Below are 14388 nucleotides of genomic sequence, written 5' to 3' on the forward strand. Positions count from 1 at the left end.
TCAGGAGGGATTGGACCGCTTGCGGGACGATTATTCCCCTAAATCCGGACTAATCAAGTGCTACTTTCAGGCCTAGCTTATGCGGCATCCCCTCCATGCAGGAGCACGGCCATGTGGTTGTGCGATGTCTTCGGCTTGTCCTCTAACGCGCGCAGCGCCATCGAAAGCGCTTTCGATCCGGTGGTTTCCTCGGCAAGAAGCCCGCGTGCCAGCGTTTCACGTGGCTTTTCTGCTTCGCCCAAGCGGCAGGCTGGCGGTGCGCCCATGCAGCGGACTGGACTGCAGGCGCGCTGGGCACAGCGCGGAATTGTCCCGATGTCGGGAGTGAAAGTCCCATGACCGGGATGGTCCAATCCGAAACCGTCGTAATCGGCGGTGCGGGCAACGTTGGCGCCGGGATCGTCACCGCGTTGCTCGACGCCGGCATGCCGGTGCTGGTGATTGGACGCGATGCCGCCAAGCTCGACGCGCTACGCGCGCAGCATGGCAATGCCCCGCTGCTGGAGACCCTGCAAGGCTCGGTGGCCGATGATGCCTCGGCACAGGCGCTGGCCACCGAGCTGGCGCAGCGGCCGCGCCCCTTGGGCGCAGTGATCGCCAGCCTGGGCAGCCCGCGGAAGGCCGGGCGCTTGCTGGATCGGCCGGTGACGGCGCTGCGTCGGCGCCTGGAGCGCGACGTGCTGCCGCATCTGGCGGCGGCACGTCACCTGCTGCCGCTGCTGGCCGAAGCCGACGGCGGCGGCCGCTATCTGTTGCTGGGCAGCCCGTGCGCGCTGCGCGCCTGGGCTGCACACGGCGACAGTTCGGTGGCCGCCGCCGCCATCCGCATGCTCGCCCAGGTGCTGCATGAAGAAGCCAAACCGCTGGGCGTGCGCGTGCATCTGCTCTCGGTCGAACAACCGGTGTGCACGCCGGGCCGCGCCAAGGACGCGTGCCCGGAATGGATTCGCGCCGTGGATGTCGGCCGCGCCGCCGTCTCGCTCATCGCCGGGCCTGGCCAGCCCGGACAACCCATCGTGACCGTCAGTCGTCGTCTTTCTACCGCGCCGTCGGTAGACCGGCTGGCCGGTCTGCATTTGCCCATCCCCACTCGAGAGATCTCTCCATGACCCCGAACGCCACCCCGTTCCGTTTTCCAATGCGTACTGTTCTGACGGGCGCCGTGCTCGCGGTCGTGCTTGCCGCCTGCGGCGGCGGTGCCGCGCAGACCGGCGCGCCGCCGCCGCCCAGCGTCAGCGTCGCGCCGGTGCTGATGAAAGAGATCAGCCAGTGGGACGAATTCAGCGGCCGCATCGAGGCGGTGCAAAGCGTCGAATTGCGCCCGCGCGTGTCCGGTTACATCGACAAGGTGAATTACACCGAAGGCGCCGAAGTGAAGAAGGGCGATGTGCTCTTCAGCATCGACGACCGTAGCTACCGCGCCGATTTCGCCCGCGCCAACGCAGCGATGGTGCGGGCCCGCACCCAGGCCACGCTGGCGCGCAGCGAAGCGGCACGTGCGCGCAAACTCTCCGACCAGCAGGCCATTTCCACCGAAATCTGGGAGCAGCGTCGCGCCGCCGCCGATCAGGCCGATGCCGATCTGCTGGCCGCACAAGCGGCAGTGGACACCGCCAAGCTCAATCTGGACTGGAGCCGCGTGCGCGCGCCGATCGACGGCCGCGCCGGGCGTGCGATGGTCACCGCCGGCAACCTGGTCACCGCCGGCGACAGCGCCAGCGTGCTGACCACGCTGGTGTCGCTGGACAAGGTGTTCGTCTACTTCGATGCCGACGAAGGCACCTTCCTGCGCTACTCGCAGATGGCCCGCAACGGTGAGCGTCCGGACGAACGCGGCGGCGAGTTGCCGGTGCGCATCGGCCTGGTCGGCGAGCAGGGCTTCCCGCACGCCGGGCGCGTGGATTTCCTGGATAACCAGGTGACCCGCAGCACCGGCACCATCCGAGTGCGCGCCGTGCTCGACAACGCGCAGCGGCAGTTCACGCCGGGCCTGTATGCGCACGTGCAGTTGCTGGGCAGCGGCCAGTTCAAGGCCATGCTGGTCGACGAAAAAGCCGTGTTGACCGACCAGGACCGCAAGTACGTGTACGTGGTCGACAAGGACGGCAAGGCGCAGCGCCGCGACGTGGAGCTCGGTCGCAGTGCCGATGGGCTGCGCATCGTGCGCAAGGGTCTGGCCGCGAGCGACCGCGTCGTGGTCGATGGCGTGCAGAAGATCTTCATGCCCGGCATGCCGGTCGATGCCAAGGCCGTGGCCATGGCCGCCGCATCGGACAAACGCACCGCGTCGAACTGATTCATCGCTGCATCGCGCTTCGACCACCGGCCTGACACCCAGACCGGATCGGGGCCGCTGTGCCGCGCCGCCACCTGGCGGCAACCTCTTTCAGGACCACCCCAATGGACTTTTCCCGTTTTTTCATCGACCGGCCGATCTTTGCCGCGGTGCTGTCGATCATCATCTTCGCGGCTGGCCTGATCGCCATGCCGCTGCTGCCCATCAGCGAATACCCCGAAGTGGTACCGCCGAGCGTGCAGGTGCGTGCGGTGTATCCGGGCGCCAACCCCAAGGTCATTGCCGAGACCGTCGCCACGCCGCTTGAAGAAGCGATCAACGGCGTCGAAAACATGATGTACATGAAGTCGGTGGCTGGCTCGGACGGCGTGCTGGTGGTCACCGTGACCTTCAAGCCCGGCACCGATCCGGACCAGGCACAGGTGCAGGTGCAGAACCGCGTCAGCCAGGCGCAGGCGCGTCTGCCCGAAGACGTGCGCCGGCAGGGTGTGACCACCCAGAAGCAGTCGCCGACGCTGACCATGGTGGTGCATCTGACCTCGCCCAAGGGCAAGTACAACTCGCTGTACCTGAGCAACTACGCCACCTTGAAGGTCAAGGACGAGCTGTCGCGTCTGCCTGGCGTGGGCCAGATCCAGATCTTCGGTTCGGGCGACTACGCCATGCGTATCTGGCTGAATCCGGACAAGGTGGCCGCGCGCGGGCTCACCGCCAGCGACGTGGTCGCTGCGATCCGCGAGCAGAACGTGCAGGTCTCCGCCGGCCAGCTCGGCGCCGAGCCGATGCCGAACAAGAGCGACTTCCTGCTGTCGATCAATGCGCAGGGCCGCCTGACCACTGAAGAAGAGTTCGGCAACATCGTGATCCGCAGCGGCAACAGCGGCGAGATCGTGCGCTTGAGCGATGTGGCGCGTTTGGAGCTGGGCGCCGGCAACTACACCTTGCGCTCGCAGCTGGACAACCAGAACGCGGTGGGCATGGGCGTGTTCCAGTCGCCCGGTGCCAACGCGATCGAATTGTCCGATGCCGTGCGCGCCAAGATGGCCGAGCTGGAAAAGCAGTTCCCGCAGGACATGGCCTGGTCGGCAGCGTATGACCCCACCGTGTTCGTGCGCGACTCGATCAGCGCAGTGGTGCACACGCTGCTGGAAGCGGTGCTGCTGGTGGTGCTGGTGGTGATCCTGTTCCTGCAGACCTGGCGCGCTTCGATCATTCCGTTGCTGGCGGTGCCGGTGTCGGTGGTGGGTACGTTCGCGGCGCTGTATCTGCTGGGGTTCTCGATCAATACCTTGAGCCTGTTCGGCCTGGTGCTGGCGATCGGCATCGTGGTCGACGATGCGATCGTGGTGGTGGAAAACGTCGAGCGTAATATCGAAGAAGGTCTTACCCCGCTGGCAGCTGCGCATCAGGCGATGCGCGAAGTGTCCGGGCCCATCATCGCCATCGCGCTGGTGCTGTGCGCAGTGTTCGTGCCGATGGCGTTCCTGTCGGGCGTGACCGGCCAGTTCTACAAGCAGTTCGCGGTGACCATCGCCATTTCCACGGTGATTTCGGCGATCAACTCGCTGACCTTGTCGCCGGCGCTGGCAGCCATGCTACTCAAGGCGCACGACGCGCCGAAGGACGGCCCGTCGCGGTTGATCGATCGTTTGTTCGGTTGGCTGTTCCGCCCGTTCAACCGCTTCTTCAACAGCAGCTCGCATAAGTATCAGGGCGCGGTGTCGCGTGCGCTGGGCAAGCGTGGCGCGGTGTTCATGGTGTATCTGCTGCTGCTGGTCGGCACCGGTTTCATGTTCAAGATCGTGCCGGGCGGCTTCATTCCGACCCAGGACAAGCTGTACCTGATCGCCGGTACCAAGCTGCCGGAAGGCGCCTCGCTGGAGCGCACCAATGAGGTGATCCGTCAGATCACCCAGATCGCGCTGCAGACCGAAGGCGTGGACCACGCGATTGCGTTCCCGGGTTTGAATCCGCTGCAGTTCACCAACACGCCCAACACCGGCACGGTGTTTCTGACGCTCAAGCCGTTCAGTCAGCGCACCCGTACCGCCGCGCAGATCAATGCGGAGATCAACGCACGTATCAGCCAGATCCAGCAGGGCTTTGCGTTCGCCTTCATGCCGCCGCCGATTCTGGGCCTGGGCCAGGGCTCGGGTTACTCGCTGTATATCCAGGACCGTGCCGGTCTGGGCTATGGCCAGTTGCAGAGTGCGGTGAATGCGATGTCCGGTGCGATCGCACAAACGCCGGGCATGCAGTTCCCGATCGGTACCTACCAGGCCAACGTGCCGCAGCTCGATGCCAAGGTCGACCGCGACAAGGCCAAGGCGCAGGGCGTGCCGCTGACCAATCTGTTCGACACGCTGCAGACCTATCTGGGCTCGTCGTACATTAACGACTTCAATCGCTTCGGTCGCACCTATCAGGTGATCGCACAGGCCGATGGACAGTTCCGCGACAGCGTCGAAGACATCGCCAACCTGCGCACCCGCAATGCCAACGGCCAAATGGTGCCGATCGGCAGCATGGTCACGCTGGGCCAGACCTACGGCCCGGATCCGGTGATCCGCTACAACGGCTACCCGGCTGCCGATCTGATCGGTGAAGCGGACCCGCGCGTGCTGTCGTCCACCGAGGCGATGCACACGCTGGCCGGCATGGCACCGAAGGTATTGCCCAACGGCATGAACATCGAATGGACCGACCTGAGTTATCAGCAGTCCACGCAGGGCAACTCGGCGTTGATCGTGTTCCCGATGGCGGTGTTGCTGGCGTTCCTGGTGCTGGCCGCGTTGTACGAAAGCTGGACCCTGCCGCTGGCGGTGATCCTGATCGTGCCGATGACCTTGCTGTCTGCGTTGTTCGGTGTGTGGCTCACCGGCGGCGACAACAACGTGTTCGTGCAGGTGGGCCTGGTGGTGTTGATGGGCCTGGCGTGCAAGAACGCGATCCTGATCGTGGAATTCGCCCGCGAGCTGGAGATGCATGGCAAGGGCATTGTCGAGGCCGCGCTGGAAGCCTGCCGCCTGCGTCTGCGCCCGATCGTGATGACCTCCATCGCCTTCATCGCCGGCACCGTGCCGCTGGTGTTCGGCCATGGCGCCGGCGCCGAAGTGCGCTCGGTCACCGGTATCACCGTGTTCGCCGGCATGCTGGGCGTGACCTTGTTCGGCCTGTTCCTGACCCCCGTGTTCTACGTGGCGCTGCGCAAGTGGGTGACCCGTCGCGGGCCCGCTGCACCGGCCGCCGTTTCGCATGACACGGTCAAGGCGTAAGCCAATCACTTCCCCCAATTGAAGAGGATTCACCACATGAGCAACACCAAGATCGCACTGGTCACCGGCGCCACCCGCGGCATCGGCCTGGAAACCGTTCGTCAACTCGCACAAGCCGGCGTGCACACGCTGCTGGCCGGTCGCAAGCGCGACGACGCAGTGGCCGCTGCACTCAAGCTGCAGGCCGAAGGCCTGCCGGTGGAAGCGATTCAACTGGACGTCAACGACGACATCAGCATCGCTGCAGCAGTCGGCACGGTGAAGGAGCGTCACGGCCATCTGGACATCCTGGTCAACAACGCCGGCATCATGATCGACGACATCCAGCGCAAGCCGTCCGAGCAAAGCCTGGACACCTGGAAGCGCACCTTCGACACCAATCTGTTTGCAGTAGTCGGCGTGACCAAGGCGTTCCTGCCGCTGCTGCAGCGTTCGCTGGCCGGCCGTATCGTCAACGTGTCCAGCGTTCTCGGCTCGCTGACCCTGCATAGCGAGCCCAGCTCGCCGATCTACACTTTCAAGGTGCCTGCCTACAACGCCTCCAAGAGCGCCTTGAATAGCTGGACCGTGCATCTGGCCTACGAGCTGCGCGACACCTCGATCAAGGTCAACGCCATCCATCCGGGCTACGTCAAAACCGACATGAACGGTGGTGAGGGCGAGATCGACATCGAGCAGGGCGCACACAGCAGCGTGCAGATGGCATTGATCGATGCGCACGGCCCCACCGGCAGCTACACCCACTTGGGAGACACCTTGCCATGGTAAGGACATTGCTCGGCGCGGCGCTGGCCGCGCTGGTGCTCAGCGGTTGCGCGGTGGGGCCGGATTACCGGCCCGACCCGCCCGCCTCGGTCACGCTGCAGGGCGCGCAGGATGCGTCTTTCAGCGCTGAATCCCCGGTCGGCAACTGGTGGTCGCAGTTCGACGACCCGGTGCTGGAGCAACTGGTGCGCGATGCGTTGTTCGCCAATCACGATCTGCGCATCGCGGTGTCGCGGGTGAAGCAGGCACGTGCGGTGTTTGTGGAGCGTCGTCTCGATCAGGCCCCGCATATCACTGCGCAGAGCAGCTTCGATCGACGCGAGCAGCAGCAGGTGATCGCCGGCAATCAGCGCTTCCTCACCGAACAGACCACCCTGGGCCTGGATGCGGCCTGGGAGCTGGATCTGTTCGGCCGTCAGCGCCGCGCCTCGGAAGCGGCGCGCGCCGATCTCGACGCCGAGCAGGCCAACCTGCTGGACGTGCAGGTCACGGTCGCGGCCGAAGTGGCGCGCAATTACTTTGAATTGCGCGGTACCCAGAAGCAGCTCGATGTCTCCAAGCGCACCCTGACCAATCTGCGCGATACCCAGAAGCTGACGCAGACGCGTTGGGATCTGGGCGCCGGCAGCGAGCTGGATGTGCAGAGCAGCCTGGCGCGTTTGAAGGCCATCGAAGCGGATATTCCGTTGCTGGAAACCGCCGAGGCGCAATACCGGCACCGTCTTGCCGTGTTGCTCGGCCAGCAGCCGAATGCGCTGGATGCCACCCTGGTCGCACGCAGCATGCCGGCGTTTGCGCGCCCGTTGCCGCTGGGCGATACGGCCGGATTGCTGCGTCAACGCCCGGACGTGCGTAGCGCCGAGCGCCGTCTGGCCGCGGCCACCGCGCAGGTCGGCGTGGCCACCGCCGATCTGTTCCCGCGCATCAGCGTGAGCGGCTTTGTCGGCTTTCTGTCCGGCGATGCAGCCAGGTTGACCCAGGGCAACGCAAAGGCCTGGTCGATCACCCCGTCGATCAGCTGGGCTGCATTCGACTTCGGTACCGTGCGTGCACGCCTGCGTGCCAGCAAGGCCCAGGCCGACGGCGCATTGGCGCAGTACCAGCAAACGGTGTTGCTGGCGTTGGAAGACACTGAAAACGCCTTGATCGGCTACGGCCGTCAGCAGGCGCGTCTGGCCATCGTGGTGGACCAGGCCAATGCCGCGCGACGTGCCGAACAGCTCGCACAGATCCGGTACCGCGAGGGGTCGGAAGACTTCCTGACCTTGCTGGATGCACAGCGCACCCAGCTGGCGGCAGACGATGCGTTGGCGCAGGCCGAGGCGGCAGTCAATGTCGGCGTGGTCGGTGTGTACAAGGCGCTGGGCGGCTGGAAGCAGGGTGAAGCACCCGCCGCACCGGTGGCGGTGGTCGATCGTTGAACGATGGACGGGGCGGCCGTTGGGTCGCCCCGTCTAGCAGAAGGTCGTAATCGTCGTGTTCGATGTCGCGATCTAGCCAGCCGGCAGCGCGGTGCTCAGTCGGCAACCCGTACGCTGTCGCGGCCACTGTTTTTGGCCAGATACAGTGCCGCATCGGCACGCGAAAACCAGTCTTGCCAGTGCGTTTCGCCATCGTGGCGCGCAGCTCCCAGCGAGACCGTGATGCGTCCTCCCGGGCCACGCAACCCATTACGGATCACCTTGCGCAAGCGCTCGGTGGCCGCTTCCAGTTCCGCCGATGAGCCGGCGCGCAGCAACACCACGAATTCTTCGCCGCCAAACCGGAACACCTGATGCGGCTCGCGGACTTCGTAGCGCAAGATGGTCGCCAGATCCGATAGCGCGGCATCGCCTGCGGCATGCCCATACAGATCGTTGACCTCTTTGAAATGGTCCAGGTCCAGGATGATCAGACTGTTGAGCCGCTCCTGCGGTTGGCGCTGATCGATCTGATGGGTCAGTGCGCGTTCGAGCATGCGTCGGTTGGGCAAGCCGGTCAGTGCATCCAGCGACGCCAGCTCTTCCAGATGCACGCGATCGTCCTGCATGCGCAGCGAGAACGAATACCCCACCGCCAACGTCACCAGCGTCACCACCACGGTCGACACGCCCTGGCCGGGGCTGACGATCAAGCCGGGCAAGAACAACAATGCCACCATCAACGGTAGGCTCAGCAACACCGCGCGTTGCGGCCCGCACAGAAAATAATTGGTTGCCAGCACCGGAAACAGCCAGGGCAGGGCGCCGTCGCCCCCGGTCCAGCAGGCCACCAGGCAGCCGGCGACATTGATCGATGCCAACCAGACACCGCCAGCGCCCGTGCGTTCTGCCGCGCGCATCTGCCAGCCGCGCCAGATCGCCAACACACCCAGCGCTGCAGTGATGAGGCACGCAATCGCCTGGCCGGTCATGGCCAGGTACACCGCATAGAGGCAAAGCAACAGCGCGGTGATTGGCCCAAGCATCTTGACGATGCCGAGGCGGAAATCCCGCCGCAGGTGAAGGATCACAGGCAAGGTTCTGTCGGAGTCGGCATCATTATCGGCCGGGTTGCGCGAAAGTTGAGCATGCAATCACCGCTGTAGCGGGTAGGAAAATGAAGCGTTGCATGGCAAGGCTTGGTGCGTTGTTGACGGCCTTGTGGCAACCGTATCGGCTGTGAGTCGGAGCCTGTTATGCCTAAACGCGAAGAGCTAGCGACGCGCCTCGATGCGTTGCAGAACGGACTGCCGCAGCTGCCTGCAGATGAAGATGCGGATTTCGACTATCGGATTTCCAGGCGCGCACCGAAGCGGTACGGCGTAGCGCCGAGCCCGACGATGCGGCCTACGTGCGCGCCCGCGTCGACGGAATGCTGGCTGGAACAGGGATGATCCCCACCGACGCGGATGAGCGGGCCGGTCAGTGATGCAGCGCTACTGAAGAATCGGCCGACACGTATGGCAGGCACGGCGAGTGCTTGTGTCGGCATGGTGCGTCAGGCCGCAGCTTCGGCGACGCCGCCTTACCCAGCGAACCGCCTCTCATGATCTGTGGCTTGCCTCTCATGATCTGTGGCTTGCGGATATAAGTGTATATGCATAGTCGCGCTGGGGTGGCCTGGCGACGGACCGACGCCTGGCGACCGGCTGACGATCAGATATCGCGTATCCAATCATCGCGCCGGGATCGACGGGATCGACGGGATCGGCCTGTCGGCTGTCAGGACTCCTGCGCCAACTCTGTGCCGGCCGCTTCCGGCGCGCTGATGACCTGATTGCGCCCGGCTTGCTTGGCACGGTACAGCGCTTCGTCGGCGCGCCGCAGCAGTTGCGCCGCATTGCCCGCGTGCTCGGGAAAGCTCGCCGCGCCGAACGATGCGGTGATCTTCGGCAGCGACACGCCATCGGCCATCACCTGCAACCCCTCGATCCCGACGCGCAACTTTTCCGCCATCCTGCGCGCAGTGGCCAGATCCACCTCGGGCAGGATGATCGTCAATTCTTCGCCACCGTAGCGGCAGCAGATATCTTCGCCACGGGTCTGCGCCAGCAACAGTTCGCCGATTGCCGCCAGCACCCGGTCGCCGCCGCTGTGCCCATGCAGATCGTTGAACCGCTTGAAGTGGTCGACGTCCAGCATCAGCACCGACAACGGCTGCACCCGGCGCGTACAGCGCGCCAGTTCGTGATTGAGCGCTTCTTCCAGATAGCGGCGGTTGTACAGGCCGGTGAGCGGGTCACGGATCGATTGCTGACGCAGTGTTTCGCGCAGACGCAGGCTATGCAGTACCAGCGAGAGTTGTTCCGCCGCCGCTTCGGCCACGGTCAGTGAACTCAGACCGCCCGGTTGGTCGCTGCGCAGCGCCAGCATGCCCAGCTGTGTGCCTTGTGCCGACAATGGAATGCACACCGTGCTGGCGTGCGTCGGAAGATTGGCGCCGGTATGGCGACACAGCATGCCCTGGCTGGCATCTTCCACCACGTGCGTGCGATCGCGGCGCAGCGCCCAGCATGTCTCCGGCGCGATGCTTGCGCTGTCGTCGTCGGCCATCGCGCCCCAGGCCACTACCTGCTCGGCGCGATCGCGCGATGCGCGCAGCAAATACACCGCACCGGCCGCGCCGGGAATCAGCGGCGCAATCGTGCGTGCGGTAATTTCCAGCGCTTCTTCGGCATCGCGGCAGTTTTGCAGCAATCCCGAGTAGCGTGACAAGGCTTCCAGTCCCGCAGAGGTGCGCTCCAGCGTCGCAAACGACTCGACCAACTGCTCGCTGGTACGGCTGGCCTCGTCCTCGGCGCGCTCGCGGCGTTGCAGCTCGCGCGCCAGCAAGCGGTAAGCCAGCAGCATCACCAGCAGCCCGCTGACGATGCCGGTCACGGTCATCCGCAGCACCCACTGCGCACTGAGTGCATTGGTCTCTGTCCGCTTCACCAGCTGCTGACGTTCCAGCTCGGTCATGGTTTGCACCTGGCGCCGCAATGCCGAGGAGGTCTGGAACACGCCGCGCGCAATCGACCCGCGCGCGCCATCCAGGCCATGGGTGCGATAGCTGTGCAGCAGATTGTTGATCTGCACCAGTCGCGTGTCCACTAATCGGCTGAGCACACGTACATTGCGTCCCTGTACCGGGTTGTCCTGCACCAGCGCCTCCAGCCGCACGATGCGCTCGGGCAGGCGCCCGATCGCATCGGCATACACGCCTAAGAACGCCTCGTTGTCGGTCAGCACGTAGCCACGCACCGACGACTCCGCCGACAGCAGCCCAGCCTGGATTTCGTCGATGCCCGCAAGGACTTCCTGCGTATGCGTCACCCAGCCCGCATCGGCCAGCGAGCGCTGCGTGGTGAAGTAGCCGCCGATACCGATCAGGACGAAGATGGCGCCCCCGAGCAATAAAGCCCCAGCGGCATGGCGTTTTGCTTTCTTGGTCAACACCGTGTTCCCCAACACCGATTGTCTGGTTGAGGCCGATGCAAGCGCCGTGCCTCAATCTGACAGTCAGCCAATCAGTCAGCCAATCAGCCATCTGGCAGGCAGGCAGGCAGGCAGGACTCGGTGCCATGCCCTGGCAGCAGTGCGCTCATGCCGCACTGCAGAACCAAGCGCGCCTTGGGTATTTTTCTTCTAACCGGTCGGCTGATCTGTCGCGCCGCCCCAAGCCGTGGCATCGGCGAGTCTTGGGGCGCGGTTGGGTACATCGGAACAGCGGCACGGGCAGAGAAGCGCAAGCTCGCAGGCGCCGCGCTCGCGCCTACGTTCCCGATCAACGCAGCGCCGTGTTGGCTGAGCGAAGTGCCGGCAGGGTGTCCCATGTCATGGAGGCCATGCATGCCGAAGCGCAACGGCAGCTCGACTCCGCCTGAGCCGAACGCGTTGTTCGCCAGCGGTGCAGAGCCGACATGTAGCCAGGGGGAGGGCGTCAACCTGGCATTGCCATAGCCGGGCTTCAGAGCGCCATGCATTGCAGGCACTGAGTCGCGCTAGTTGGTCCAGCCAGTGCCGGAGCAGCAACCAGCACCGTCACGCTGGCATGCGGTTTGCTTCGAGTGCATCAGGAGCGCTGGCGAGCGCCGTCGGAGTAGATGCAATGGATGAGCCCAACAAGAGCGCACTGGTCCTGCTGCAGCAGGAAGCGACCGAGCTGCTCGCCCTGTTCGACCAACTCCGCGGCGACGTTGCGTTAGCCCACGCGTGTGACCGCCCTCTCGCAGGGTCGATCGCCCCTACATCCGAACCGACAGCCTGCGTCACTAATTGACGCGGCGGGCAGTGGCGCGCGCTGGCGCTGGCGGCATCGCTGCCGCAGCGCCCATGAAAAAGGCCGAGAACCCTCCTGCGGGGATTCCCGGCCTTAGTCGGTCTGAAGCGTCCTCGATTCTTCGAGTCACTCAGAAGTAGAGGTGGTTGTTGATTGTGCCATTGCGAAGCGGATGGGCGGCAAGCCGCCGAGTGGTCGATGTGGCCGTTGGTGGTTGTATCGATGACGCCAGTCCTCTGCCATGCGCCGAACCTCGTCGAGCGTGGTGAACACGAAGCGGTCCAGCACTTCGGTGCGGAAGGTGCGGTTGAAGCGTTCGATCTAGGCGTTCTGGGTAGGTTTGCCCGGCTGGATGTGAATCAGGGTGACGCCGTGCTGCTGTGCCCACTGCCTGAGCGCAGCGCTGATGAACTCCGGGCCGTTGTCCAGGCGCAGTCGCCTTGGAGCACCACGCAGCTCGACCAATTCGTCCAGTGCGCGGATGACCCGTGCCGAGGGCAGGCTGGTGTCGATTTCGATCTTTATCGATTCGCGATTGAAGTCATCGTTGATGTTGAAGGTGCGGAAGCGGCGCCCAGACCACAAGGCATCGGACATGAAGTCCGCCGACCAAGTGTGGTTTGCCGCTTGCGGGATCTCCAGCGGCGCGCGGATGCGGTCAGGTAATCGGCGCTTGCCGCGACGTGGAAGGTTGAGCTTCAGCGCGGTATAGACCCGCCAGGCGCGGGTCTTGCCCCAGCCCTGCGGTCGCAATGCCCAATCCATCAGCAGGCCAAAACCGTGGCCGGGGTTGTCCTTCAAGTGTGCCTCGATTGCGGCAATGAGCGGGCCATCGTCGCGCTGGCGCGGACGGTAATGCCGTGCAGATCGGGACAGCTGCAGCACCCGATCAGCTCGACGGGCACTGAGGCCGTGAGTAGTTTGCATGGCCAGACTCAATTCAAGTCGACGAGCCTGGCTCAACCTTTTCGCGACAGCACGTCCTTGAGCGCGTGGTGATCCAATGCCAACTCGGCATACATGCGCTTCATCCGGGCCAACTCGGCTTCCACATCCTTTAGATGCCGCAACTGCGACACCTCCATGCCGGCGTACTTGGACTTCCAGACGTAATAGGTCGGCTCGCTGATCCCGTGCTTGCGGCAAGTCTCGCCAACCCTTGCACCGGCCTCGACTTCTTTGAGGATCCGAACCATCTGTTCTTCGGTGAACTTCGACTTCTTCATACAGAGCTCCTTGGGATGGAACTCTACTTCCAAGTGGATCGAGTTAACGAGGACGCTTCAGGTCTTCTTAGGACCGTTGTGTGGTGGAGGTGGGTTCTACCGCCGATCCGCTGTAAGGTTTTGATCAGTAAGGGGCGCAGTCGCACGGGTACCACCAGGTGCCCTACAGATACCCCAACTTATGCAGCCTTGTCGCGCTGGGCGATTTGCTGGTTGACGCAGGCCTGCTGCAGGTCGAGCGCGAATCGCGTGATGAGGCGGTCGTGCTGCTCAAAGACGTATGGGGCCTGACGCAGCATCCGCGCCGCGACGGCCGCAACGTAATGCGTCTCGGCTACGGGCGAGCGATCGAACTCCGCGACCAGAGTGAGCAGGTGGCGACAATGGAGCTGACCGAGGATCTGATGGTCGCCCAGCACATGCTACGCGGTCGCTTTTTCGAGCTGCTGACGGTCCACCCGGAAATGCGCCCATCACTGCTTTACATCATCGCAATCGCCGATATCATCGGCGCCGAGGCGGTGCGCGGTAGCAGCGAGCTGTGGGCTGCGGCCCGCAAAGGCGACTGGGTGGAATTCGGCTCAATCATCCAGGAATTCAGATGGGACTACTTCAGCCTGTCCACGGACCGCGACAAGCGCAGTGAGCCGGCTGGTCATGAAACTGGTGATGGGAGCATTCGAGTGGAACACCAACGAGGCCATTCGCCAGCCCGACCAGCGTGAAGGCGATTACTTTAAGATCAACTGTCTACTCTGCGGTTTCACCGTGACCAAGGCGGTACCGGAGTCGGGGGCGTGAACCGCACAGCGATCGCCATTATCGTCGCGCTCGTTTGGTCGGGTGCCATGTTCGGGGCCGGCTAGGCCTGGCGCGGCGACCGGGTAAACGGCGCGGCAAGCGAGCAGAAGGCAGGAGCCGTCCTTGGCGCCCTGGCTGGGGAGCAGGCAACCCGGACCATCGAACACAAACAGACTGAAGTTCTGGCCGACATTGGAGCCAAGCATGAAGAAGACTGGCAGGCGGCCCAGGCCATCCCCAATACTGTTGTTGCTGACCTGCGTAGTGGTGCTATCCGCTTGCGCGACGGGTGGGCCAGCTGCGA

At 64.3% G+C, this 14388-nt stretch carries 9 protein-coding genes and 2 pseudogenes; 8 read left to right on the forward strand and 3 right to left on the reverse strand.

Translation table 11 applies throughout. From position 1 onward, the window contains the following. The first annotated feature begins 111 nt into the window (after nt 1-111). The 6 genes from ACZZ0O_RS13860 to ACZZ0O_RS13885 all read left to right on the forward strand — a co-directional run bounded on the left by ACZZ0O_RS13860 (nt 112) and on the right by ACZZ0O_RS13885 (nt 7757). Nucleotides 112-339, forward strand: coding sequence for a hypothetical protein (locus ACZZ0O_RS13860; RefSeq protein ID WP_115512094.1), 228 nt, complete (start codon nt 112-114; stop codon nt 337-339). Next, nucleotides 336-1109, forward strand: a complete 774-nt coding sequence (locus ACZZ0O_RS13865) for an SDR family NAD(P)-dependent oxidoreductase (protein WP_161961792.1) — start codon at nt 336-338, stop codon at nt 1107-1109. The genes ACZZ0O_RS13860 and ACZZ0O_RS13865 overlap by 4 nt, the downstream gene beginning before the upstream one ends. Next, nucleotides 1106-2296: an efflux RND transporter periplasmic adaptor subunit gene (locus tag ACZZ0O_RS13870; protein WP_115512092.1), complete on the forward strand. Its 1191-nt coding sequence runs from the start codon at nt 1106-1108 to the stop codon at nt 2294-2296. Before ACZZ0O_RS13865 ends, ACZZ0O_RS13870 begins: the two co-directional genes overlap by 4 nt. Nucleotides 2297-2400: 104 nt before the next feature. Beyond that, entirely contained in the window at nt 2401-5571 is a 3171-nt protein-coding gene (locus ACZZ0O_RS13875) for an efflux RND transporter permease subunit (RefSeq protein ID WP_055844944.1), read from the forward strand. A gap of 36 nt (nt 5572-5607) precedes the next feature. Further along, the gene (locus tag ACZZ0O_RS13880) at nt 5608-6339 is read left to right on the forward strand and encodes an SDR family oxidoreductase (protein ID WP_115553423.1); all 732 of its coding nucleotides are present in this window, start codon (nt 5608-5610) and stop codon (nt 6337-6339) included. Then, entirely contained in the window at nt 6333-7757 is a 1425-nt protein-coding gene (locus ACZZ0O_RS13885) for an efflux transporter outer membrane subunit (RefSeq protein ID WP_055844938.1), read from the forward strand. Before ACZZ0O_RS13880 ends, ACZZ0O_RS13885 begins: the two co-directional genes overlap by 7 nt. A gap of 95 nt (nt 7758-7852) precedes the next feature. On the opposite strand, the gene ACZZ0O_RS13890 is transcribed toward ACZZ0O_RS13885, so the two are convergent. After that, nucleotides 7853-8827, reverse strand: coding sequence for a GGDEF domain-containing protein (locus tag ACZZ0O_RS13890; RefSeq protein ID WP_055846208.1), 975 nt, complete (start codon nt 8825-8827; stop codon nt 7853-7855). A 165-nt stretch (nt 8828-8992) separates the two neighbouring features. Between ACZZ0O_RS13890 and ACZZ0O_RS13895 the strand changes: the two are divergent. After that, a pseudogene (locus tag ACZZ0O_RS13895) lies at nt 8993-9225 on the forward strand (hypothetical protein). A 293-nt stretch (nt 9226-9518) separates the two neighbouring features. On the opposite strand, the gene ACZZ0O_RS13900 reads toward ACZZ0O_RS13895, so the two are convergent. Further along, a complete protein-coding gene (locus ACZZ0O_RS13900) occupies nt 9519-11234 on the reverse strand; it encodes a sensor domain-containing diguanylate cyclase (RefSeq protein ID WP_463591042.1) in 1716 nt (571 codons plus the stop codon). A 949-nt stretch (nt 11235-12183) separates the two neighbouring features. Next, a pseudogene (locus tag ACZZ0O_RS13905) lies at nt 12184-13283 on the reverse strand (IS3 family transposase). Between the two features lie 158 nt (nt 13284-13441). Between ACZZ0O_RS13905 and ACZZ0O_RS13910 the strand changes: the two are divergent. Beyond that, nucleotides 13442-14008: a hypothetical protein gene (locus tag ACZZ0O_RS13910; RefSeq protein WP_463591043.1), complete on the forward strand. Its 567-nt coding sequence runs from the start codon at nt 13442-13444 to the stop codon at nt 14006-14008. The last annotated feature ends 380 nt before the right edge of the window (nt 14009-14388 follow it).

This window comes from Xanthomonas sp. AC360, assembly GCF_979258225.1.

Bases quoted from the DNA above. Each gene is read 5' to 3' on its own strand.
- ACZZ0O_RS13875 (WP_055844944.1), top strand. From the start codon at position 2,401: ATGGACTTTTCCCGTTTTTTCATCGACCGGCCGATCTTTGCCGCGGTG.
- ACZZ0O_RS13880 (WP_115553423.1), top strand. From the start codon at position 5,608: ATGAGCAACACCAAGATCGCACTGGTCACCGGCGCCACCCGCGGCATC.
- ACZZ0O_RS13885 (WP_055844938.1), top strand. From the start codon at position 6,333: ATGGTAAGGACATTGCTCGGCGCGGCGCTGGCCGCGCTGGTGCTCAGC.
- ACZZ0O_RS13870 (WP_115512092.1), top strand. From the start codon at position 1,106: ATGACCCCGAACGCCACCCCGTTCCGTTTTCCAATGCGTACTGTTCTG.
- ACZZ0O_RS13860 (WP_115512094.1), top strand. From the start codon at position 112: ATGTGGTTGTGCGATGTCTTCGGCTTGTCCTCTAACGCGCGCAGCGCC.
- ACZZ0O_RS13865 (WP_161961792.1), top strand. From the start codon at position 336: ATGACCGGGATGGTCCAATCCGAAACCGTCGTAATCGGCGGTGCGGGC.